Genomic DNA, 21,797 nt, shown 5'->3' with positions numbered 1-21,797 from the left:
CGGATGATGGAGTTGAATAAAATGTTACGTAAATATCAACAAATAAAATACATTTTTTAAACTTGTTGGATAAATAGGTTGGTATAATGATAGGGGAAATCTGTATATGAAAGCGGGGGTTACAATTAAAAAATATATTTTGATGTTAGCTCCATCGGTATTACTGCTCAGCGTACTCCTTGCCTGTAACAATCAACAAGACGCTGGAGCGACTACACCTGGCAATAATATAAATCAACAAACCACTAATCATTCATCTACATCTACATCTACATCTACTCTAGAACAAAATTCTTCAGTTGTTATATCTAGTTTATTTTCTAAGTCTTCATTATCAGATTCAATTGTCATTGATTCTATTAATGAAGACCGTTCTATTCGGGCAGAACAACAAACAGATAAGGGAACACTGCTTATGGTTTCCAATGGTAAGGAAGAAAGAGGACATTTAAACGTATCAAGTACGCAGGGACAAGAGGGAGATCAGTCCTTCCAGAGTAATTATTCCATTATTTATAAATATGATGGTCAGGATAAAGTTTTATTTGAATTACCAGCTTATATATTTATCCAACCATCAGAAAAAAAATTAAAATTTGTAAAAGTGAGTTTTAAAGATGCTGATGTTTATGCCCTCACCCCACAATATAAAACGGGGCATGGATTGGAAGCCTATGTACTCGCAATCGACAAACAAAGTGGGGACGCATTCCCATTAGAGATCGTTAAAGATGGCCATGTTTTTAAGAGACTTCTGTATTCTGAATCTGAACCCGTACTTAATGTTGAAAACAATAGTTTAGTTGTCCATTCGCCCATAGGTGCTGGAACCCCTAAAGAAGATGCAAAAGACGTTCTTTATAAACTCAATTTGAGTACTAAGCAACTCATCTCTGAATAAAATGAAATCCTTAATAATAATCGCAATGGAGGATATATTCTTGAAAAAAATTATAATTGCCACAATGGCAGGATCTATTTTATGGTCCGGATGTGGTGCAAGTAATCACTCTTCGATTCCGATAAAGATTGATGAAAACGCGTCCAAAGAAAGTGCTGCAACACCAGCTAAATCAACTCTTAATACACTACTATCCAAGACTTCAGATAAGAGAATTACTGTTTATGGTGTTCAATTCAGATTTCAATAGGTCATTATCTAGGTGATGCAATCGTTAGATATGCATTTGTTAATGGAAGAATCGAACCGTCTAAAATAGAGTTTACAAAAGAAGGCGCTGGAGTGTCCTTCTTCAATGTGAATCTACATCAAAAATCCTCCAACTTTCGTATATAACGAGAGTTGGAGGATTTGCGCTACTTATTTTATCTAAAAATTTAAAACGGACTAATCAGAAACCTTCAATTAGAAATCAAAGTTGTCCGGGTCAGGTCCAACGCGAACGTCTTCGTTCAGGGCGCTAATGCGCTCCATTTCATCATTGGACAATTCAAAGTCGAAGATGGAAGAGTTCTCTACAATGCGTTTTTCTTTGGTGGACTTCGGAATGGTGATGACACCGTTCTGCAAGTCCCAACGCAGGATGACTTGTGCTACCGATTTACCTTTCGCAGTGGCAATCTCAGTCAGGACTGGGTTGTCCAGAAGTTGACCCTGCATCAGCGGGGACCATGCTTCGAACTGAATTCCATTGTTTTCACAGAACGCTCTAAGATCAACTTGAGTCAGACGAGGGTGGTACTCCACCTGATTAATCACTGGTTTCACTTCGGCATCCTGCATCAGATCTTCAAGGTGATGGATCTGGAAATTGCTGACGCCAATGGCTTTGACGCGGCCTGCTTTGTACAGCTCCTCCATCGCTTTCCATGCACCTTTATATTTACCTGCCTTTGGCCAGTGAATCAGATACAGGTCCAGGTATTCCAGTCCCAGTTTGTTCAGTGATGTCTCATAAGCAGCAAGCGTCTCCTCGTATCCGAGGTCTTCGTTCCACACTTTGGATGTGACGAACAGATCTTCACGCTTCAAATTATTTTCTTTTAGCGCCTCGGCAATCGCTTGACCTACACCCGATTCGTTGCCATAGATAGCGGCTGTATCAATGCTGCGGTAACCGTGAGCAATGGCTTGTTTAACAGCCTCGATTAATTCGGCTCCTTCTTCTACCTTAAATACGCCAAGTCCGAACCAAGGCATATGAACACCGTTATTTAAAGCTACTGTGGATTGTAAATGTTGTGCTGTCATGTGAAGTCCTCCTCATAGTATGAACCAAAATAGTAGTAATGAGTAAAACGATAAATCCTGTTGTCCTTCATTAAGTCATAGTAGATTAAATTCGAATTAACGTATTATACTAGATTTACAATAAAGGGGAAACCGGTTCCGGATGATTGCTTTAACACTGGAATGATGCATGGTTTAGCCTGTTGCTCTGACTGAACCTGTCTTACGTCTCGGATGGAGAATAGGGATCTTTACGATCAAGCGCTCTTGCCCAACCCGTCAGAAGAACGGCAACCAGGACCATAATTGCACCCACCCATGTGGTATGAATCAGACCGATGGAGTCCGTGATTACACCGCCCAAATAGGCACCGATGGCGATCCCTGCGTTAAATGCCGCGATGTTGAAGGCGGACGCCACGTCTTTGGCCTGCGGTGCATAACGTTCTGCTAGCGTCACGACGTACATCTGAAGCCCTGGCACATTCATGAAGGCAAGCAGACCCATCCCTAGAATGGTGATTAATGCTGCAAACTTGAATGGAACGGTGAAATACAGGATGCCCAGAATGATGGTCTGAATGATAAACATATAGAACAGTGCTCGGAGCGGATTGCGGTTGGCCGCTTTTCCTCCGATAATATTACCGATCGCAATGGCGATTCCGTACAGCAGCAGAATTCCCGCAACTGTTTTGTCGGAATAACCGCTGATGTCATGCAAAAGTGGGGACAGGTAGGTAAACACAACAAACGTTCCGCCATATCCCACAGCGGTAATGGCTAAAGCCAGCAGCAACCGTCCGCCTGTCACCAGCTTCAACTGTTCGCGGAATGCAGTCCGCTTTCCGCGTTGCAGCGTGGACGGTACAAGAATCATGTTACCGATGAAGGCAATAACACCGACGACAACGATAAGAATGAAAGCTGCACGCCAGCCCCAGTTCTGACCGATGAGTGTTCCCAGGGGTACACCGGTTACCGTAGCGATGGTCAAGCCGGAGAACATAATGGCAATGGCGCTCGCCCGGCGATTTGCAGGAACCAGGTCTGCCGCAATGGTGGAACCAATGGACATGAATACGCCGTGTGCCAGAGCGGAGACAATTCGCGCAATGAGCAGCATGGTAATTCCGCTCGATAGCGCAGCCATGGTGTTACCCGCGATAAAAACGACCATAATGGCAAGCAGCAGTGTCTTGCGTGACACTGTTGACGTTAGTGAGGTTAGAATCGGTGCCCCGAAGGTTACACCTAATGCATATAAAGTAACGGTCAGTCCCGCCGTCGTTACGGAAATACCCAGGTCATCTGCAATAAGGGGCAGTAATCCAACACTGATAAATTCAGTGGTGCCGATGGCAAACGCACTGATTGCCAGCGCCAGCAGTGCCCAGGTACTGCGTTTTGAGTCTTGAATCATTTTTTGTTCAACTCCTAGAATGTAGATTTACTTACCGGCAAATGCTATTATGAGTTATTCGACATAAAATGAATAGTACGTACTTTTTAGTACTCTACGTACTTTTTAGTGCCTATATAGCATTTGTTTTTATAAATTAGAATTCCGGGAGGATATTCAGCATGATCAGAAAGAAATATAATATTTCCGTTGAAGCGACGCTTGAAGTCATCGGTGGCAAGTGGAAATGCGTCATTCTCTGCCATCTGACACACGGGAAGAAACGGACCAGTGATCTGAAGCGTATTATGCCCGCAATTACGCAGAAAATGTTAACGCAGCAGCTTAGGGAGCTTGAGGATGACGGGATCGTGAACCGTATTGTCTATAACCAGGTTCCTCCCAAAGTGGAGTATGAACTGAGTGAATATGGCCGAAGTTTGGAACCGATTCTGAACGCCCTATGTAACTGGGGAGATCAGCATATTATTAAGGAATACGGAGACAAATCCTCCGTGTTGGAGGATAATGGGCTAAATGATTTTAACACGGACAACAAGGAGCTGATGAAGCCATGAACTATGAAATTCTATATGATGGTGCATTTGCGATGCTTAAGGTGCAATTGCAACGGGGAGAACGGTTCAAGGCGGAAAGCGGTGCAATGGTATCCATGACACCAACCGTTGATTTGAAGGGATCTGCTGAAGGCGGCATGTTTGGCGGAATCGGACGGATGCTCAGCGGCGAGAAATTCTTTTTTCAGGAATTGACGGCTGCAGGGGGATCTGCAGAAATTCTGCTCTCGCCGTCCAGCATGGGAGATGTGGAGGCGGTTGAACTGGATGGTTCCTATTCGCTCTACGTACAGAAGGATGGATTTCTGGCTGGAACGGAAGGCATTCAGGTGAATACCAAAATGCAGAACCTGAAGAAAGGTCTCTTCTCTGGAGAAGGTTTCTTTATTATAGAAATCAGTGGTCGAGGAACCGTGTTCCTGTCTTCCTATGGTGCCATCCATGCCATCAATCTGGCTGCGGGTGAAGAAGTCATCGTGGATAATGCTCACTTGGTCGCATGGCCGAGTTATGTGGATTATCGCATTGAGAAAGCATCCCAAGGCTGGTTATCCAGCGTGACGAGTGGAGAGGGATTGGTATGCCGATTCCGGGGTGAAGGTACCGTTCTAATTCAGAGTCGTAATCCGCATGGATTTGGCCAATGGGTGAAACAATTTATTCCTTCACGCTAATGTTTCCCATTACAAATGTACAACGTTGAAACACATCGGTTCCAACATTCGTTATAAGATAGATGAAGCTCAAGGTGTAATGATGGAGGTATATGAAATGGAAAGCTCACGGTATAAAAATGCTCAGGAAAGCCCGGGGTATCTGCTATGGCAGGTGACTACGATGTGGCAAAAGGAAATACGCAAGGTGCTGGAGCCTCTGGAATTAACCCAACCCCAATTTGTATTATTGCATGCCTGTGTGTGGCTCAATGAACGCGACACTGAGGGCAAGGGAGTAACCCAGGTCCAGCTAGCGCATTTTGCCAATGTGGATGTTAATGTTACTTCTCAAGTTCTCCGTGCTCTTGAAAAGAGAGAGTTGATTACTCGCAAGCGTCATCTTACAGATACCCGTGCGAATATTATTACAACCACGCCGGAAGGAACCCGCTTGGCGCTTGAAGGTATTCATCTAGTTGAAGCCGCCGACAAGGTGTTCTTTGATGTGTTAAGTGGTCGCAAGGACGAATACATGGAAATCATGCAGGAATTTATCCGACATAAAACAGATGTTTAGTTCATAGAACAATATTTTCTTATGCTTTATTAGACTACAGTGTGTAGTGAAGTTGGAAGTTGTCATGTTAATCTAATTCTGATTTTCTTATACAAAAGTTGAAATAACCTCCCTGGCTTTTTAGCCGGGAGGTTATTCCTGTTGCTTCAATTTCAATCTATCCGATATGTGGCAAACGGCTTACCATAGCGAAATGAGTCGCTGAGTTGATCGAGCTCGGTGATCATGTCATCGCTTAGTTTCATGTCCAGACTAGCCAGATTATGCTCCAGCTGTTCGGGGCGGGTAGCGCCGACAATTACGGTTGAAACGGCAGGTCGTGCCAGCAGCCAGGCGAGTGAAAGTACACTCGGGGAGCATCCGAATTCGGCTGCTTTCTGGCTCACTTGTTCACCTAAGTTAATGTTACGCTCAAGCAGGAATCGGTTGAAGGCGGGATCGGTATCCGCCCTGGAACCGGAAGGTATGCCTGCTTGACCATTGTATTTGCCCGTCAGAATGCCACCAGCCAGCGGGAAATACGGGATGATGCCAACGCCCTGATCAAGGCACATCGGTACAAGTTCAAGCTCAGGTGTGCGATCAGCCAGAGAGTAGCTGGTTTGGGTCGAGATATAACGTACATATCCTTTCAGCTCGCTGGTGCCAAGAGCTTTCATCAGCTCCCAGGCTGCATAGTTGGAGGCCCCGATATAGCGGACTTTGCCGGAAGTGACCATATCATCCAGTGTGCGCAGCGTCTCATCCAGCGGTGTGTACGGATCAAAAGTATGGATCTGATACAGATCCACATAGTCCGTCTGCAGACGCCGCAGGCTATGTTCAAGCTCTTGCTGCAAATGATAGCGAGAGGAACCGCGCCCATGGGGACCGTCATGCCGGGGGAGTCCGGCTTTGGTAGCAAGCACAGCGTTTTCCCGTCGACCTGTAAGGGCCTGTCCGATAATCCGCTCCGATTCCGTTCCGGCGTAGATGTTGGCGGTATCGATAAAATTAATTCCCTGATCCAGTGCCGCATGAATAATGCGGATCGAAGTCGGGTCGTCCGCCCGTTTACCAAAGGCATTGGTGCCAAGTCCAAGTGCGGAAACGCGTAGACCGCTGCTTCCCAAACGTCGATATTCCATCGTTCATCGCTCCTTCTGTGTCATTTCTTGTATAGCAGATTATAACGTAATCTATTGAAAACGTGTTATTAATATAGTTAAATGATTCTAAGACCGTTATTAAAGGAGATATGATGGAAAACAGTGCCGCACATTTAACTAGACGGAAGCCGAAGAAACCGAAGAAGAGATGGAAGAAACCTTTAATTATCATCCTGAGCACGCTCATTGTGCTGGGGGGACTCGGATTTATCTATCAAAAGCAACTCGTCGTGTTTGCATTTAACCTGTTTGCTTCGGATACGGTAAAGGAAACGCTCGATGAATCCTTCAAGCCGGTTGGCGATAAGGATGCACCCGTTGTAGAACACACCGATCCATTCTCGCTGTTGTTGCTAGGGATTGACCAACGGGATAACGAACCAAGCCGTTCGGATACCATGATCTATTCTGTCGTTCGTCCGGAAGAAAATAAAGTGCTGCTGCTGTCCATTCCGCGTGACTCTTATACCGATATTGTCGGCCGGGATGTGAAATCGAAGATTAATTCAGCCTATGCGCATGGTGAAGCCAAGATGGCGATGGATACTGTGGAGCATCTGTTGGAAAACAAAGTTGATTTCTATGCCGCGATTAATTTTAACGGACTCAAGGATATTGTTGATGCGGTTGGCGGTGTTGAATTGCCAATCAAGAAAAATATTGAGAATAAGATGAAAGCGCATGAGAAGCTGTTTGTGGAAGCGAACAAACCAATCTATAGCGGCGAAGAAGCGCTGGGCTATGTGCGTTACCGGGAAGACTCCGATTTCAATCGGACGATGCGTCACCGTCTTTTCCTCAGTGCATTCATGAATCGTGCGCTTGAGGTCAAAAATCTGACAAAGATCCCGGACGTGATCCAGATTGCCGGATCGAATTTTACAACCAACATGAACTCGGATTTCATCGTAAAGTTTGCCGAGTCTCTATATATGAAAGACACCACACCAACAATCAGCAATTATATGCTGAAGGGTGAGGGCGCAACGCGCAGCGGAACATGGTACTATGATTTGTCAGAGAGTGATCTGCAATATGTGCGGACCTTGCTTGCTAACTGGCTGGACCCGGATGCCACCGAAATTATGGAGCCTGAATCTGCTGAAGCAACTGAAGTGGATAAAACATAGAGTAGAAGCACTACTAAAGTGATTCACTGTTGCTGCCAATAAAACACAACGAAGTGCACGGGAGCCTAGGCTTCCCGTGCACTTTTTAGTATTGTTCAATATGAGTTTATTTGATTCCAATGCCTTCAGTCTTTTGCGGCCCTGAAGACGGTTTAGTAGACACGGGCAGCAGAGCAGTCAGTCGATCCAGATCGAATTCCTCTGAGCTGTTGTCCACGGAAATGACCTCGATATTCTCCCACATGCATACATTGGCTTGAAGTCCCTGAACAAAGGTTTCCCAGTGCTCCAGCTTCCATTGGTCCCGCTCCAGGCCGCGGTTCTGCAACCGCTGATGAAGAACATTAATACTCACATCCACCTGCAATACGATTGGAATGACGGCTTCCCACTGATATTTGCATATCAAATATTGAATGTAATCGCTTTTAGAAAAATAACCGACAAAAGGTGCATCCAGGATGACGGATCTGCCCAACTGAAGATTGTCATTCGCCACGTTTAACAAAGTTTCGTATTCGAGCGGCATAACAGTATCACGATAATAGGCATTGGCGTCACGAGCATGAGGGGAATACCCTTGCGCTTCCAATAACTCTCCCGTAAATGTGTTGCACAAGACATCTTTATCCAGATAACAAAAGTGATGTGCAGAAGCAAGTTTTTTGCCTATGGTCGATTTGCCCGAGCCGGCAGACCCGATCAAAAAAATCAGGATAGGCTTCATAGATGTTCCCCCTCTATATGATATCCAGATCGAATAGATAATCGGTGTGTTAATTCAGTTGGTTCGTATATGCGAACTGTATTCGCATAAGTGAACACTTGCTATTAGAGTATAACGTTTTCAAAATAAATTCAATCCTTTTTGGAGAAAAATTTTATCCTGAAAAAGTTTTGAGAAAGCGGTTGATCTTCTCGGTAGGGCTGATCTATAATGAGGGCATCGTTCGGTGATGTGAAATAAGTTCACATATACGAACTTCGACGTCGAAGATTTAAAGGGGACAAATATGGACAATATTCGCATGAATAAATCTGCTGAACGAGTCGCGGATTTACTCGTTTTATTTGCCAAAAGTGGTACTCCGTTAACACTGAATGAGATTTGTAAACAAATGAGTTTGCCCAAGAGCAGCGGGTTTGAACTGGTACAGACTTTGCTGCACAAGGGATTTATCGAAATGGACGATGCACGTCTCAAAACCTACCGACTTGGCATTGCTGTGTTTGAGACAGGCATGGCTTACCTTTCTAATATGGGTATTCCCCATATGGCAAGACCTTTGCTTCAAGAATTGAACCGTCAGACCGGAAGCACTGCTTTTCTAGGAATTGAGGATAAGGGACGGATTGTATATCTGGACAAGGCTGAGAGCTATTCGGTCATGAGACCGACAGCGAAGCTGGGTTCTCGCCGGTACATGCATACTACCGGGCTTGGTAAAGCGTTGCTGGCAGCACTGCCGATCGGCAAGGTACTGGAGATTGTGGGCAGCGGCGATATTCCGGCGCGTACGTCCTTCTCTAAAGTAACCATTCCTGATATTTTGCAGGATATGCAGGAAATCCGTGAACGTGGTTATTCCATCGACGATCGGGAGGATCATCTGGAGATGTACTGTATCGGCTCCGCGGTCTATGACCAGTGGGACGAGCCTGTAGCTGCGATTAGTGTCGCCAGCATGTATTCCACTATGACCCCGGAACGCGAGGAGAATATTGTGAAAATGGTGAAAGAAGCTGCCTGGAAACTTTCAGGCCAACTAGGATATAGCGGGGATCGATTGTATCCCATGCCAGAAGAGTAAGCTGGGATCATCAGATCACAGACGAGATAGAATGAGGAGGGTATGGAGATGTGGAGAAAACTGGAGAATATGAAAATTATTAATGAGACCGGTATCGTACTCATTATTCGCTCTGACAATGAGGAGGAAGCAATATCCGTGGCGGAGGCAGCGATTGCGGGGGGCATTCGGGCTCTCGAAATTACGATGAGTGTTCCAGGAGCTCTTGATGTCATCAAGGTACTGTCTCGCAAATATGCTCCCCAAGGTATTCTAATAGGAGCAGGGACGATCCTCGACGGGGAAACGGCGCGAGCAGCCATATTAGCAGGAGCAGAGATGCTTGTTAGTCCCCAGCTTAATCCCGACATGATCAAGGTGGCTAATCGCTATCAAGCGGTTACAGTCAGTGGTGCGTTCACGGCTAAAGAAATCGTGGAGAGCCTGGAAGCAGGTGCAGATATCGTCAAGCTGTTTCCAGCAGAAGCGGTAGGACCGCAGTATGTAAAAGCAATCTCTGCTCCGCTACCGCAGGCCGCGATTGCCCCTACTGGCGGCGTGACGCCGCAAAATGTGCATGAATGGCTGGATGCAGGCTGTGTGGGGGTCGGTGTTGGCAGCTATATTACGAAAGCAGCGAAAGAAGATGGCGATTACGGACGAGTGACCAAGGCCGCTGAAGAATTTTTGCAGGCTGTAGCCTCAGCGCGCTGATCTTTCCGATTAAGGCTGACCGTGCAAGTGACGTTCACAGCGATAGATGGATTGGTAGTATCGTTGTGAACCAACGTTGCGCGTAGCAAGTATCACTTTGTTATGAATAAAAGAAGGATGAGAACAAGTTTTGAAAACGCATACTTTATAAGCGTATGTCCAAATGTCAGGACAGTGGTTCTTCATAGCGTCTTTAAATTACCATAATTATTCATATTATATAATTATATCTATATTCATATGTGTTGAGGAGAGTGAGTTACATGGCAACGTTAAAAACATCGCCGTCCCCTGCATCGGTCCCTCAGACCCCAAAAGTAGGTTTAAGGTGGGGAATTATTTTGATACTGCTGTTGGGTGCAATTGTTAACTATCTGGACAGATCGAACCTGAGTATTGCAAATACAACCATCGCAGCCGAATTTGGACTTTCCTCCACGCAAATGGGACTGCTCCTGTCCGCCTTTCTATGGCCTTATGCTCTTGCCAATCTACCAGCCGGATGGCTGGTTGACCGATTTGGTCCCAAAAAAATGTTTACCTGGGCTTCAGGACTTTGGTCTGTTGCTACCATTCTCAGTGCGTTTGTCAATTCATATTCCCTGTTATATGCCATGCGAATGCTGCTGGGTGTGTCCGAGTCTCCCTTCTTCACCTCCGGGCTGAAGGTGACGGAACGGTGGTTTGCGAAAAATGAACGCGGGTTGCCAACCTCCATTATCAATACCGGCTCGCAGATCGCCAACGCCATTGCACCGCCCCTGTTGACCATTCTGATGTTAACGATGACGTGGAGAGGCATGTTTATTTTTGTTGGCGTCATCGGACTGATCATCATGCTTATCTGGCTCAAAGTGTATCGTGATCCGACATTTGCCGAAAAGCAGATGATTAAAGGGCCTGATGCTGTGGCAGAGCAGACTGTGGATGCGAAAACGGCTGCGGATGCAGATGCACCAAAAGCCAACTGGGGATCGCTGTTCAAGCATAAAAGCACCTGGTTTATGATTATCGGTAATTTTGGCATCATGTTTACCATTTGGGTATACCTGACCTGGCTTCCAAGCTATCTGGAAAAAGAGCAGGGCTTCACATTGAAAGAGACAGGCTGGATCGCCTCCATTCCGTTTGTAGCCGGTATTATCGGTGTTCTGCTAGGCGGGTTTATCTCGGACTTCTTCATTCGGCGAGGCGTCAATGCGGTCACTTCACGGAAGGTTCCTATTGTGGGCGGGGCTATTCTGGCAGCGGCTTCGGTAGCGCCGATTCCGTTCATTGACAGTACGGTGGTGAGTATTGTACTGCTATCTGTAGGTTACTTTGCCTCTCAACTGCCCTCGGGAGTTATCTGGACTCTGGCAGCAGACATTGCGCCAGGTGAACAGGTGGCGTCATTGGGGGCCATCCAGAACTTTGGCGGATTTCTGGGTGCAGCGCTTGCCCCGATTGTAACCGGATACATTCTGGATACGACGGGCAGCTTCAATAATGTATTCCTGCTGGGGGCGGGACTGCTGCTCTTAGGAGCTGTCTCCTATGGTGTATTTCTGAAAAAACCGATTCCGAAAACAAGTCACTAAAAAAGAAAAACCATAGGTTAACTTATAAAAATGAAGCATCAGCATTTCCTTGCGTTTTTGATTATAAAAACCGGGAAGATGCTGATGTTTTTTAGCTTGTTACATGTTTAATTGTACGATCTCCTTTGCTTGATGAAGTAAACCCCATTTTATGGCATACATATAGTAAAATATAGGAAATAGATTAAACATCAACCAACGGAGGAAGCTCATGAACGAGTTCAAGGATCGGCTTCACCAGGTTCAGGTGCAGCAGAAGCAGCTGGTAAAGGAATACAATGCGCTGCTCCAGGAGTATCAATCCGATGATCTGATCGTGCAGAATGAACAACTGCGAGCGCAATATGAAGCACATCAACTCAAGCTGCAGGAGCTTGAAGCACGCACACGCAAGATGGAGGAAGAGAATGCCCGTCTTCGCATGGCGTTGTCCGAACAGATGCTGGATGAGAAATTGAATCTCATTCGTGTATCCCAGGAGAAGATGGAGACCTATTTTCGAGGAAAGACGAGTGTACATAATGATCGGCTGGCGGCGCATGAACATCGTGCCAAAGTGAATTTGAATGCCATATTCAACAGGGCTTCAGAGGAACTTCAGAGCGACGCCACCGAGATTAAGGAGAGAATTGATTATCTGGCTGCTGAGGTGCAGGAACGGATTGAGCAGCACAGACAGACCCTGTGGGAGAGAGAAGAGGCACTGCGCGGGCAGATGCAGCAGGGATACGAGCATATGGCGGAAGAAGGCTTAAGCGAAGAGACCATTCAGCGGCGTATTCGCCAGAACCGGATGGAGATGAAGATTGGCCTAAGCTGGATCAACAAGGTCGCCATTCTGCTTATCATTCTTGGCGTTGGAGCGGCGTTTCAGTACTCCTACGCTACCTGGTTCAACGATGAGATGAAAGGTGGAGCATTCTTCCTGCTCGGTGCACTTATGCTTGCCGGGGGTGAATGGCTATTCCGGCGCAAACGGCAGACGTTCGCGATGGGGCTCCTTGGAGGCGGGATTTCTGTTCTGTTTGGCTCGATCTTCTATAGTTACTTCTTACTGCATATTATCGGGTTATATACGGGACTTGCCTTGTCGGTGTTGGTTTCAGCCATATCCGTGCTGTTATCGTTGAGGTATAAGTCCAGAACAATCTGCTCACTTGGGTTGGTTGGAGGGTATCTGCCGTTAATCTCCTACATGGCCTATTTCGGCCTTCAAGGTTCGGCTGTATATGTTGCGATGATCTATCTGCTGCTCTTAAACGGGATTATTGTATGGATTTCATTTGGCAAACGGTGGCCGATTGTGCATTATATCAGTTTTCTGTTCAACACACCGTCCATGCTCATCCTGTTATGGCTCTCGCCAAGTGAGAAGATCGGCATGGTGTATTCCATTGTGACATTTGCATTATATCTCGGCATTACACTGGCGTATCCCTTCAGACATCGGGTGAAATTAACGTGGTGGGACTTCGCACTGCTGGCCATGAATACAAGCATCAGCTGTCTGATGTTATATGTATTGTTCGATGCAGCGGGATGGAATGACGCACAGGGCTTGCTTGCTCTGATTTTCGCTCTGGTTTATCTCGGGCTCGCCCGATTTGTACAGCAGAGGATGCCGCAGGAGAAACAGACTCTTCTATTGTTCTACGTGACTTCCCTGACCTTTGCCATTCTGATTATACCGTTCCAATTTGGGGCAAAGTGGCTGTCCATGGGCTGGCTGATTGAAGGGGTTCTGCTGGTTACGCTCGGACATCTGAAGCGATTTAAGCTGGTGGAGCGTGCCGGATGGGGCATCGTGCTGCTGTGCATGTTTACCTTTGTGTACTATGATGTGCTGGTGCTGTTCATTATGGGGGAGCAATCGTATTTCATGCTAAAATACTCCTGCATCACGCTGGGCGCGCTGCTCATTACACTGTATTACGCCTTGGATCGCAATGGCTCCTTGTCGCAGAAGAAACACCACTATGGCCTGACAGAACTGGGTTTTCTGAATGCATTCAAGTACGTCACACTGGCGAATCTGTGGTTATACGTGCTGTACGAGTCGAATGAATTGTATATGAAAGCCGTCGATGACTCATTCCTGTTATACCTGTTCTACAAGTGGCTGATGTTCGCTGCACTGACCATTGCCATGGCCTATGGGCTGAGCAAAGTGAAGCTGCTGCTTGACCGGATCGTACAGTATTATGTCACCTTCCTGCATGCGGTGGGCTGTTGTATTGCATTGGCGGTAACGTTATCCATGCCGGCACTTCAGCCGGAGGTTCAGCAGCATACAGCGGCTGAAATCGTAGGTCTGCTGGTGTTGATTATCTTTAACGTGGGTGTGTTCTTTGCAGGAAGGGATCTGCTGATCGCGGCAATCCGCGGGCAGTTTAAGAGCATTGAGTGGTATCCGGTTATCGCAGGGGTCTATCTGCTGGGAGTCATTACTGTGTTCTTGACGATTCAGTTCCACTGGGGAGATGTAGGGCTGCTGTTCAGCCTGATCTATCTGCTGCTTGCGATCCTGTACATTGCCTATGGGTTCCGAAGAAAATATGTAATGATTCGGCGCCTTGGTCTGGGCCTGACGTTGTTCTCCACCGGGAAGATGGTGTTCTATGATGTCGGATTGCTCACATCGGGCAGCAAAATCATTGCCTATTTCAGCTTTGGTGTACTGCTGCTGGGCATTTCCTACCTGTATCAGAAGGTGTCGAGCCGGATGGAGGAAATACAGGCCAGAGAAACCGAACTGCCTAATGAACCGGATCTGCCGGAGGATGAAAAGAACCAATTTTAGGATAGTCGACGCAGCATTTACCATCTTTTGGGGAGGGTACAATATGGGATTTGACCTGAGTATCTTGTTATGGCAGTTGGTATGGATTGCTGGTCCTATAGCTCTCATTGTGTATGGCTGGAGGAAATTTGGCATCAGGAAAAAGCGCCGCTGAAGACAGGTAATTCCGCAGCAACATCACTTTTGAAAGTAGACATGATCCGGTTAGCTTATCAGTATGCATATCATAAATAAGCATTGAAATGAGGCTCTTGAGCGCTACTTCATAGCGTCCAGGGGCCTTATTCTGATGAATGGATTAGGATCTAATCCTCATCTAACATGGCATGACCCAGCATAAGATGACATTCGTGAAACGTTTTTTGTGGTGATCACGTTATAATAGGGTATACTTACGGCTGGGTGTTCAGTTGCAACCATGAAGTTTCGGTTGTGGTGGTTCCTTTAAGTGACTGTTCGGGATTATCATTGATGCGGGAGAGCACTGTTAATGTAATGGACAGGGTGAAGGCGAGCAGCACATATATGAAAATGTTTTTTTTATTCATGGTGAGGTACCTCTCTTGTTGTTGGGCTAAGGCGTGCATACGACGGTTATGAGAAAAAAGGCACAACGTCTGGTATAGTAGAGAAAAGCATATAACGATGCCTGTATACACTATATAAATTATTATGACTGCAAACAATGGAACAAATCTGATGAATTTATCATTATTTATGAACGGAACGCTCATAGAGATCGAGTGATATTTGAAGGTGGGAGAATAACATGCGGGAGACGGCAAAAATCGTCATTCGTACGCCAGGGCAGGAAAGTGACGGTTCGTTCGCTTATGTCAGCCAGGGGCGCTCCATTACAGTGGGGCGTTATACGGGTGGAGATGAATTGGACTTGTCTGTCTACAATCAGTTGATATCGAAGCGGCATTGTCGCATTCATTATGATGAGCAGCATCAGCTGTGGATTGAGGATCTGGATAGCAAAAATGGAACCGAATTGAACGGACAGCGCCTCGTTCCCTATGAGAAATACCCTTTTGCCGAGGGAGACAGCCTGACTCTGGTCAACGGCTTGATCCAGCTTCGCACAGAGGGAGATCTTGAAGAAACGAGAGAATATCGGATATCCGATCTGCTAGGCGAGGGTGTGCGTTTGCAGGATCACCTGCAAACCGTGCAGATTGGTGAGGTGGAGATTCCACTGTCCAAGAAGGAGTACCAGCTGTTCAAGCTGCTCTACAGTCAGTTGGACCACTTTGTGACCCGGGAGCAGATTGTCGGGCAAGTGTGGCCGGAGCGAAGCATGCTGGAGAGTGAGTCGGTAGGCATTGACGAGATTAACTCGCTGATCTACCGGACGAATCGCAAGCTGGGGGTTCATTTTACAATCAAGTCGGTGTACAAAAAAGGGGTATACATGAAGTCCCATGTACCGGATTGAATGAGTTAGAATAGGTTAAGATTCTTTGAAGCTTTCTTAGGTTCATTGAACTTCTGGAAGCTTCTTTTTGTATGTAAGGACATTAGAGTTGTTTGTGCGTCGTACTGCCTCAGTAAGTAGTCTCTTTAAGCATTTGTTGTAGGAAAAGATAAGAAATCAGCATTTTATTACTAAAGTATTACATATTTTAATCATTGGACTTGTCTAGCTAGTAACTTGAGGAATATAGCTCCGATTAGGTAGATGGAAACAATCTTATTTCATCTTCCCTTTAATATGGGCTCTTTAATCAATCTATAAGAAAGAGAGTGAATTTGTGACAAGAAGAAACCGAACACAACGAATAAAGGTCATTAGAAGAGCTTATAGTGAGAAAAGTAATACTGAACAGTCTATATGGAAAAAAATTCTAACCCCCTTTTTTACAGGAATTGTGACACTGTCAATAGGTTCTTTTTTGGGATCATATTTAACCCAGATTAACTGGGAGAAGCAATATGCTACAGATATAAAATATCAAGAACGAAATGTGGTTATACAAAAAAGAGTTGAAATGATTGATACCATTTCAAAATTAATATCTGACAATAGATTTTTAAAATTAGATCATGAAAAATTACTGTCTCAACTAGAACTTAATATTGAAAGAGTATCTGCGAATCTAGAAGTTGAAGATCTTGATTCCCGTATCAAGGAGACGTATGAACGGTTGTATTCCTTTAGGAGGAATTTATTCAGCGCTATGCAGCTAAGTACAATGTACTTTGGCCCGAAAACAAATGAAACAGTGATGAGTTTTAACAATAAATCTGAATTGTGGCTCACAGAGCAAGAAGAACAAAATCTATTAGATGCTCTTTTAAGTGAAATAAACTACTTCCCAAATGAATAATGAAGGCTCACTGAGAGTCAAATGCAATACCCTTCGAACCTTCAGCTAGATATATAATTGATATGAATAAAAGAATTAGTAATAATAATTAGCGATTGATATACCAGATATTTTCTGATGTAGGAGGGAAGGAAATCATTCTGTATAAAATTAAAGGGATGAAGTCATGTTCATCGTTTACCTGATTCCATGGCTGATTGCTGTGGTGACACTTATATCTGTGATATCTATCGTACTGGTCAGTTGGAAAAACGGAATCTCGCCGATGCCGACTTCCCGCCTCGTCAGGCAAACGGTCATCCGGGAGGTTAATCGTATTCCAGGCTACGGCGATGTTATTGAAGCGGGCTCCGGGTGGGGAACGTTGGCACTGGACGTGGTTAGGCACTGCCCTGGTAAACGGCTTACGGGTATTGAGAATTCAATCGTTCCCTTGTGGGTTTCCCAACTGTTTGTTTTTCTAAGTGTCCGCTTGTGGAGAGTGAAGGGAAAACGCCATTCTCTGGAGGGAAGGCTGCGATTTGTTCGTGGCAACATCTATACCCGTTCATATGAACATGCAGATTGCGTTATCTGTTACTTATTCCCTGGTGCGATGGATCGGCTCGTGGACAAATTCAGCCGTGAGCTGCCGCCAGGAGCAAAGGTAATTAGTGTCTGTTTTGCACTTCCAGGCAAGGTGCCCCTACGGACAATCACGTGCCGCGATACGCTGCGGACCAAGGTGTATGTGTATACGTTCTGAGTGCTAACGGGCCAGAACAAAGACACTCGGTTAGAGGTGAATATGTTAAATATTATTTTTAACTAATAGCCCAACTTGGATTGCTACTGTTTCAGTACTTCCTGTTAATTCTTCCAAAACAAAAGATTCCATAACCCCAACAACAGCCATGCCTAAAAATTTCAAAACAATATTTTTATCGATTTGTTTATTCTCAGTGGATGAAGCATCTAGCCTTTTTTCAATATCATTCATAACAAACTTTAAAAGTTTTTTTCTAAAAGAAAAGGTACTCGTGCTTTTAAAGAGCGATGCAAAGAAATTTTTATGTGTTTCAAAATATTCAAACCATGTAACCGAACCTTTATAAAAATCAACATTCTGCTTATATTCACATATCTCCTCGAGTTCTTTCAAATGACAATCTACAATGTGGTCTAATAAGTCATATTTGTCTACATAGTGTAAATAGAACGTTTTTCTACCCAGATCAGCTTTCTCTGCAATATCTTTAACGGTAATATCATCAAACCCTATTTCGATTAACATTTCTAAAAAGGCTGATTGAATAGCTTTTTGTGATTTTAGTTTTCTACGATCTATTGTACTCATAAATAAAACTCCCTTTATTTAATACACAGTTTTTATATCGTGTGTATTAAAACTCATAGTTGAGAATGTGGTCATTGATGTTTTCAATTATGCACCTTAATATTATACATGTGGTCATTAATACACACAAGAGTAACAGTGGTAGTAACAGAAAAACAATAGATAAGTAAGGGCATCCAACAAAATATAATTTCCAATATTATTTTACAAAAAGGAGAAAAAACATGAAAAAATCAGTAGCTTTTAAAAATGGTCAGTTAAACATGGCGGGTAACCTTTACTTGCCAGAAGGATTCGATGAAAGTAAAAAATATTCTGGGATTGTTGTTGTACACCCTGGTGGAGGAGTAAAAGAGCAAACGGCAGGTCTATATGCACAAAAACTTTCTGAGAAAGGTTATGTTGCATTAGCATATGATGCATCTCATCAGGGAGAAAGCGAAGGAGAACCACGTTTGCTTGAAGACCCGTATGTCCGAGTGGAAGATGTACGCTCTGCTGTGGATTATGTAACAACCCTTCCGTTTGTCGACCAAGAAAAGATTGGAGCACTTGGTATTTGTGCCGGTGGCGGTTATGCCGTAGTTGCAGCCGAAACTGAACGTCGCATCAAAGCATTAGCAACGGTTAGTGCAGTTGATATCGGTGCTATGTTCCGGGAAGAAACAGGCAGCATTGAAGCACAATTGCAAACACTTGAAGCGGTTGCGAAGCAGCGTACTGCAGAAGCAAATGGAGCAGAATCCGTGTTCCAGAATTATGTGCCCGATTCCCCTGAAGCATTTGATGAACATACACCATCGTATTTACGGGAACGTTATGAATACTACAGAACACCAAGAGCCCAGCATCCCAACTCAAGTAATCGATTTTTATTAACTAGCGTTGACAAAATATTGTCATTTTCTGCAATAGACGTAAAAATCAGTAATTTCTTAACACAGCCGCTTTTGATAATCGCAGGTACGGAGGCAGAAGACACACGAGATTACAGTAAACAGGTTTTTGAATTATCGAACGGATCAAAAGAATTGTTCTGGGTTGAGGGTGCGACACATATCTCTCTGTACGATAAAGATGTGGATCGAGCTGTACCGAAGTTAACAGAGTTCTTTGGCAATAATCTTTAAGGGCTTACTATTACAGAACATATAAAATGAAGAAACCCAGCAATCTTCGCATGAAGGTAGCTGGGTTTTTGACTGAAGTTTTAACTTACTTCGCGGTATCCGTAGTGCCCGTTGTTCCTGTGGTATCGGTCGTTGTGCCCGATGTACCGGACTCTGTTCTGTTTCTTCCGCCTCCGAAACCACCTTGGCCACGACCTCCTCCTGGACCACCCATACCTGAGTTGGCAGTTGTTACACCAGATTCATTCACCCAAGTTACGTTGCTTGTGGATTGGAAGGCAACGACTTTGGTTCCGCCACTATACGTTCCGTCTGTATAGAGTCCATCCACTGCTTTGCCAGTCGATGTTCCGCCGGAGTAGATCACATAAGAACCGTCTTTTTTCAGATCCGGGGAGCTAATAACTACCGTTTGATAATCTTTCGCTGGAGCAAAGGTCAGGATATTGTTGCCTTCGCTATCTTCCACATGCACCAGTGTTCCTGCTTTTAGCGTTTCAGGGAACGTCATGGCAATGGTATTTTGAGTGGATGCTTCAGATGTTGCCTGAGCCATGCCTGAGCTTCCCGCTGCGACAAGATATCCGCCGCTCAGCTCGAAGTTACCGTCATAATCCAGTGCTCCGTTGCCATTGTCTGTTGGACCATTCACGATGACGGTTCCGTCTGTCATATAGATGGAGCCATTTGAATCCAGTCCATCGCCACCAGCATTGACGGTGAGGGAACCGCCGTTGATATGAAGCTCACTGCTGCTGGCAGATTCACCCGGCATACCACCTGGAGCACCGCCTTGTGGGCGAGTGTTGTTATTCGCGTCTGTACTTTGATCTGCTTGATTCGTAGTTGATGTTGTGCCAGTCGTCTCTGTAACAGAAATGTTGGAGACTGCAGTTGTATCGGCTGCTTGAGTGCTATCATCTGCAGTGGTTGCTGCATCCGCATCAGCGTCAGTTGCAGTTATTTCACCGGAAGCATTCACGCCATCATCGGATGCAGTTACATCCACATCCCCATCGTTCAGGGTGATGATTGCACCTTCAAGGCCTTCATAACTCTTGGCAATCACGATCGTTCCGCCGTTAATGGTAAGCGCCTGATCTGCATGAATGCCGTCATCCCCTGATTCAATGCTGAACTTGCCGTCATTAACCGTCACATTGTTGTTGCTGTGCAGGGAATCATCCATGGAATCGATCGTATACGTACCGCCATTGACGGTGAGGTCAGCCCCGGCTTTAAGTGCTTTGGCACTCGTTGTTTCTTCTTCTGTTGTTGTTGCGCTTGTGTCTGCATCTGCATTGGAATCAACAGGTGCTGTTGCATTGGTCGAGCTGGATGGAGCTGCGCCTGTTGCGTTCGTTCCATCATTGCTTGGCATACCGGCAGGTGGTTCTCCATCCGGTGGTGTGCCCATATCGGTTGGAGGTGTACCGCCACCCCATCCGCCACCGCCGCCAAATGACCCTTCTTCTACTTTGGCCGGTGCATTGGCACTGCCGCCTCCGGTTACGATGTTATATGTGCCGCCATCGGTAACCAATGCGGTCTCCGCTTGAATGCCGTCGCTACCGCTGTTGATGTTGAATGTACCTCCAGCAATGGCAACGAAGCCCTTGGTCGTATCCGTATCGTTTGTGGATTTGATGCCGTCACCTTCTGAATCAACGGTAATCGTACCGGCTTGAATCGCTACCATATCTTTACCTTTGATGCCGTCATCGGCAGATTTGACGTTGATTGTGCCACTGATGATTTTCAAATCATCCTTGCTCGTAATACCTTCATTGTAATTACCTGTAACCGTCAGCTTGCCTGTACCATTGAACGTCAGATCTGCCTTGCTGAAGATGGCTGCATCCGGCTCATCCGTTGTATCGTCGGCATATACGTATGTCTTGCCATCGGAGACAGCATTCTCGGTTCCTTCCTCCAGCGTAATGATGGCTTTGCCCGCTTTCTGGATATAGATGGCTGCACTGTCGTTATCATTGATGGTTGCCCCGTTTAATACCAGATGTACGGTACCCTTATCTGCAACATTGACTACAATCTGTCCATCCGTCAGCTTGCCGCTAAGGACATAGGTACCTGCTGCGGAGATGGTTACCGATCCGTTTGCTGCTTTTGCACCTGATCCTGTGATGGAAGCGGTCGTACCGTTCAACTTGATCGTTGTGGAATCCGTTGCACTCCAGCTAACATTGGTATCGTCTGCATCCAGAGTGACCAGATCGGCATACTTCACCGAGGTTTGTTCACTAACGGATACGGTTTTGGTTGTCCCTGTCGTTGACACTGCGGCATTTGCGGTGCTGCTGGTTGCTGCAGGAGAGCTGCATGCTGTAACCATAGCCGTAATCATCGCGACGGACCACAGTTTGCTGCCAGTTATAATTTTCTTTTTCATATTATATCGTTCCCTTCGAATT

The 21,797-nt window shown here is 45.5% G+C and carries 22 protein-coding genes; 15 read left to right on the top strand and 7 right to left on the bottom strand.

Annotated features, from left to right (window positions below; translation table 11 throughout):
* Positions 1 to 106: 106 nt before the first annotated feature.
* Together QP794_RS10020 and QP794_RS10015 are read left to right on the top strand one after the other, a co-directional pair.
* Positions 107 to 901 (top strand): hypothetical protein, encoded by a 795-nt coding sequence (locus QP794_RS10020; RefSeq protein ID WP_285076091.1) that lies wholly within the window; start codon positions 107 to 109, stop codon positions 899 to 901.
* Positions 902 to 941: 40 nt separating this feature from the next.
* A complete protein-coding gene (locus QP794_RS10015) occupies positions 942 to 1,151 on the top strand; it encodes a hypothetical protein (RefSeq protein WP_285076089.1) in 210 nt (69 codons plus the stop codon).
* A 215-nt stretch (positions 1,152 to 1,366) separates the two neighbouring features.
* Here QP794_RS10015 and QP794_RS10010 read toward each other — a convergent pair whose 3' ends face one another.
* Positions 1,367 to 2,212, bottom strand: coding sequence for an aldo/keto reductase (locus QP794_RS10010; protein ID WP_285076087.1), 846 nt, complete (start codon positions 2,210 to 2,212; stop codon positions 1,367 to 1,369).
* A 202-nt stretch (positions 2,213 to 2,414) separates the two neighbouring features.
* Positions 2,415 to 3,614, bottom strand: coding sequence for an MFS transporter (locus QP794_RS10005; RefSeq protein WP_024629738.1), 1,200 nt, complete (start codon positions 3,612 to 3,614; stop codon positions 2,415 to 2,417).
* A 161-nt stretch (positions 3,615 to 3,775) separates the two neighbouring features.
* Between QP794_RS10005 and QP794_RS10000 the strand changes: the two genes are divergently transcribed.
* Genes QP794_RS10000 through QP794_RS09990 form a run of 3 tightly spaced genes read left to right on the top strand, consistent with a single transcriptional unit; the run spans position 3,776 to position 5,404 of the window.
* A complete protein-coding gene (locus QP794_RS10000; RefSeq protein WP_024629739.1) occupies positions 3,776 to 4,171 on the top strand; it encodes a winged helix-turn-helix transcriptional regulator in 396 nt (131 codons plus the stop codon).
* Complete coding sequence (locus tag QP794_RS09995; RefSeq protein ID WP_024629740.1) at positions 4,168 to 4,845, top strand: TIGR00266 family protein; 678 nt, start codon at positions 4,168 to 4,170, stop codon at positions 4,843 to 4,845. The genes QP794_RS10000 and QP794_RS09995 overlap by 4 nt, the downstream gene beginning before the upstream one ends.
* A gap of 25 nt (positions 4,846 to 4,870) precedes the next feature.
* Complete coding sequence (locus QP794_RS09990; protein WP_285076082.1) at positions 4,871 to 5,404, top strand: MarR family winged helix-turn-helix transcriptional regulator; 534 nt, start codon at positions 4,871 to 4,873, stop codon at positions 5,402 to 5,404.
* A 152-nt stretch (positions 5,405 to 5,556) separates the two neighbouring features.
* On the opposite strand, the gene QP794_RS09985 is transcribed toward QP794_RS09990, so the two are convergent.
* Positions 5,557 to 6,531 carry an aldo/keto reductase gene (locus tag QP794_RS09985; RefSeq protein ID WP_285076080.1) on the bottom strand — a complete coding sequence of 325 codons (975 nt, stop codon included), beginning with the start codon at positions 6,529 to 6,531 and terminating at the stop codon, positions 5,557 to 5,559.
* A gap of 110 nt (positions 6,532 to 6,641) precedes the next feature.
* Here QP794_RS09985 and QP794_RS09980 point away from each other — a divergent pair, with 110 nt between their 5' ends.
* On the top strand, positions 6,642 to 7,682 hold the full coding sequence (locus tag QP794_RS09980; RefSeq protein WP_350338857.1) for an LCP family protein: 1,041 nt from the start codon (positions 6,642 to 6,644) through the stop codon (positions 7,680 to 7,682).
* Between the two features lie 106 nt (positions 7,683 to 7,788).
* Here the strand turns inward: QP794_RS09980 and QP794_RS09975 are convergent, their stop codons facing one another.
* On the bottom strand, positions 7,789 to 8,409 hold the full coding sequence (locus tag QP794_RS09975; RefSeq protein ID WP_285076078.1) for a P-loop nucleotide/nucleoside kinase family protein: 621 nt from the start codon (positions 8,407 to 8,409) through the stop codon (positions 7,789 to 7,791).
* A gap of 286 nt (positions 8,410 to 8,695) precedes the next feature.
* Here QP794_RS09975 and QP794_RS09970 point away from each other — a divergent pair, with 286 nt between their 5' ends.
* The 5 genes from QP794_RS09970 (at position 8,696) to QP794_RS09950 (ending at position 14,800) form a co-directional block, all read left to right on the top strand.
* A complete protein-coding gene (locus QP794_RS09970; RefSeq protein ID WP_285076077.1) occupies positions 8,696 to 9,493 on the top strand; it encodes an IclR family transcriptional regulator in 798 nt (265 codons plus the stop codon).
* 48 nt (positions 9,494 to 9,541) lie between these two features.
* Positions 9,542 to 10,186 carry a bifunctional 4-hydroxy-2-oxoglutarate aldolase/2-dehydro-3-deoxy-phosphogluconate aldolase gene (locus tag QP794_RS09965; RefSeq protein WP_285076075.1) on the top strand — a complete coding sequence of 215 codons (645 nt, stop codon included), beginning with the start codon at positions 9,542 to 9,544 and terminating at the stop codon, positions 10,184 to 10,186.
* 263 nt (positions 10,187 to 10,449) lie between these two features.
* On the top strand, positions 10,450 to 11,766 hold the full coding sequence (locus QP794_RS09960) for an MFS transporter (RefSeq protein WP_285076073.1): 1,317 nt from the start codon (positions 10,450 to 10,452) through the stop codon (positions 11,764 to 11,766).
* A 211-nt stretch (positions 11,767 to 11,977) separates the two neighbouring features.
* Positions 11,978 to 14,566 carry a DUF2339 domain-containing protein gene (locus QP794_RS09955; protein ID WP_285076071.1) on the top strand — a complete coding sequence of 863 codons (2,589 nt, stop codon included), beginning with the start codon at positions 11,978 to 11,980 and terminating at the stop codon, positions 14,564 to 14,566.
* 69 nt (positions 14,567 to 14,635) lie between these two features.
* Positions 14,636 to 14,800: a hypothetical protein gene (locus tag QP794_RS09950; RefSeq protein WP_285076070.1), complete on the top strand. Its 165-nt coding sequence runs from the start codon at positions 14,636 to 14,638 to the stop codon at positions 14,798 to 14,800.
* Between the two features lie 158 nt (positions 14,801 to 14,958).
* On the opposite strand, the gene QP794_RS09945 is transcribed toward QP794_RS09950, so the two are convergent.
* Positions 14,959 to 15,114 (bottom strand): hypothetical protein, encoded by a 156-nt coding sequence (locus QP794_RS09945; protein ID WP_285076068.1) that lies wholly within the window; start codon positions 15,112 to 15,114, stop codon positions 14,959 to 14,961.
* 221 nt (positions 15,115 to 15,335) lie between these two features.
* Between QP794_RS09945 and QP794_RS09940 the strand changes: the two genes are divergently transcribed.
* From QP794_RS09940 to QP794_RS09930, 3 genes are all read left to right on the top strand, one after another.
* Positions 15,336 to 16,007, top strand: a complete 672-nt coding sequence (locus QP794_RS09940; protein WP_024629750.1) for an FHA domain-containing protein — start codon at positions 15,336 to 15,338, stop codon at positions 16,005 to 16,007.
* A 316-nt stretch (positions 16,008 to 16,323) separates the two neighbouring features.
* A complete protein-coding gene (locus QP794_RS09935) occupies positions 16,324 to 16,899 on the top strand; it encodes a hypothetical protein (RefSeq protein WP_285076065.1) in 576 nt (191 codons plus the stop codon).
* 166 nt (positions 16,900 to 17,065) lie between these two features.
* Positions 17,066 to 17,644, top strand: a complete 579-nt coding sequence (locus QP794_RS09930) for a class I SAM-dependent methyltransferase (RefSeq protein WP_285076063.1) — start codon at positions 17,066 to 17,068, stop codon at positions 17,642 to 17,644.
* Positions 17,645 to 17,689: 45 nt separating this feature from the next.
* On the opposite strand, the gene QP794_RS09925 is transcribed toward QP794_RS09930, so the two are convergent.
* Entirely contained in the window at positions 17,690 to 18,235 is a 546-nt protein-coding gene (locus QP794_RS09925; protein WP_094939008.1) for a TetR/AcrR family transcriptional regulator, read from the bottom strand.
* A gap of 224 nt (positions 18,236 to 18,459) precedes the next feature.
* On the opposite strand from QP794_RS09925, the gene QP794_RS09920 reads away from it, so the two are divergent.
* Positions 18,460 to 19,365, top strand: a complete 906-nt coding sequence (locus QP794_RS09920) for an alpha/beta hydrolase (RefSeq protein ID WP_285076061.1) — start codon at positions 18,460 to 18,462, stop codon at positions 19,363 to 19,365.
* Between the two features lie 85 nt (positions 19,366 to 19,450).
* Here QP794_RS09920 and QP794_RS09915 read toward each other — a convergent pair whose 3' ends face one another.
* Positions 19,451 to 21,775, bottom strand: coding sequence for a carbohydrate-binding domain-containing protein (locus QP794_RS09915; protein WP_285076059.1), 2,325 nt, complete (start codon positions 21,773 to 21,775; stop codon positions 19,451 to 19,453).
* Between the last annotated feature and the right edge of the window lie 22 nt (positions 21,776 to 21,797).

The sequence above is a fragment of the Paenibacillus sp. UMB7766-LJ446 genome, from assembly GCF_030226665.1.
Classification (GTDB): domain Bacteria; phylum Bacillota; class Bacilli; order Paenibacillales; family Paenibacillaceae; genus Paenibacillus; species Paenibacillus vandeheii.
This window is presented reverse-complemented; position numbering and strand designations above follow the sequence as displayed.

Excerpts from the sequence above, each read along its gene's own strand:
- QP794_RS10020 (WP_285076091.1), top strand. The coding sequence starts at position 107 with ATGAAAGCGGGGGTTACAATTAAAAAATATATTTTGATGTTAGCTCCA.
- QP794_RS10010 (WP_285076087.1), bottom strand. The coding sequence starts at position 2,212 with ATGACAGCACAACATTTACAATCCACAGTAGCTTTAAATAACGGTGTT.
- QP794_RS10005 (WP_024629738.1), bottom strand. The coding sequence starts at position 3,614 with ATGATTCAAGACTCAAAACGCAGTACCTGGGCACTGCTGGCGCTGGCA.
- QP794_RS10000 (WP_024629739.1), top strand. The coding sequence starts at position 3,776 with ATGATCAGAAAGAAATATAATATTTCCGTTGAAGCGACGCTTGAAGTC.
- QP794_RS09995 (WP_024629740.1), top strand. The coding sequence starts at position 4,168 with ATGAACTATGAAATTCTATATGATGGTGCATTTGCGATGCTTAAGGTG.
- QP794_RS09985 (WP_285076080.1), bottom strand. The coding sequence starts at position 6,531 with ATGGAATATCGACGTTTGGGAAGCAGCGGTCTACGCGTTTCCGCACTT.
- QP794_RS09980 (WP_350338857.1), top strand. The coding sequence starts at position 6,642 with ATGATGGAAAACAGTGCCGCACATTTAACTAGACGGAAGCCGAAGAAA.
- QP794_RS09975 (WP_285076078.1), bottom strand. The coding sequence starts at position 8,409 with ATGAAGCCTATCCTGATTTTTTTGATCGGGTCTGCCGGCTCGGGCAAA.
- QP794_RS09970 (WP_285076077.1), top strand. The coding sequence starts at position 8,696 with ATGGACAATATTCGCATGAATAAATCTGCTGAACGAGTCGCGGATTTA.
- QP794_RS09965 (WP_285076075.1), top strand. The coding sequence starts at position 9,542 with ATGTGGAGAAAACTGGAGAATATGAAAATTATTAATGAGACCGGTATC.
- QP794_RS09960 (WP_285076073.1), top strand. The coding sequence starts at position 10,450 with ATGGCAACGTTAAAAACATCGCCGTCCCCTGCATCGGTCCCTCAGACC.
- QP794_RS09955 (WP_285076071.1), top strand. The coding sequence starts at position 11,978 with ATGAACGAGTTCAAGGATCGGCTTCACCAGGTTCAGGTGCAGCAGAAG.
- QP794_RS09950 (WP_285076070.1), top strand. The coding sequence starts at position 14,636 with ATGGCAGTTGGTATGGATTGCTGGTCCTATAGCTCTCATTGTGTATGG.
- QP794_RS09945 (WP_285076068.1), bottom strand. The coding sequence starts at position 15,114 with ATGAATAAAAAAAACATTTTCATATATGTGCTGCTCGCCTTCACCCTG.
- QP794_RS09940 (WP_024629750.1), top strand. The coding sequence starts at position 15,336 with ATGCGGGAGACGGCAAAAATCGTCATTCGTACGCCAGGGCAGGAAAGT.
- QP794_RS09930 (WP_285076063.1), top strand. The coding sequence starts at position 17,066 with ATGTTCATCGTTTACCTGATTCCATGGCTGATTGCTGTGGTGACACTT.
- QP794_RS09925 (WP_094939008.1), bottom strand. The coding sequence starts at position 18,235 with ATGAGTACAATAGATCGTAGAAAACTAAAATCACAAAAAGCTATTCAA.
- QP794_RS09920 (WP_285076061.1), top strand. The coding sequence starts at position 18,460 with ATGAAAAAATCAGTAGCTTTTAAAAATGGTCAGTTAAACATGGCGGGT.
- QP794_RS09915 (WP_285076059.1), bottom strand. The coding sequence starts at position 21,775 with ATGAAAAAGAAAATTATAACTGGCAGCAAACTGTGGTCCGTCGCGATG.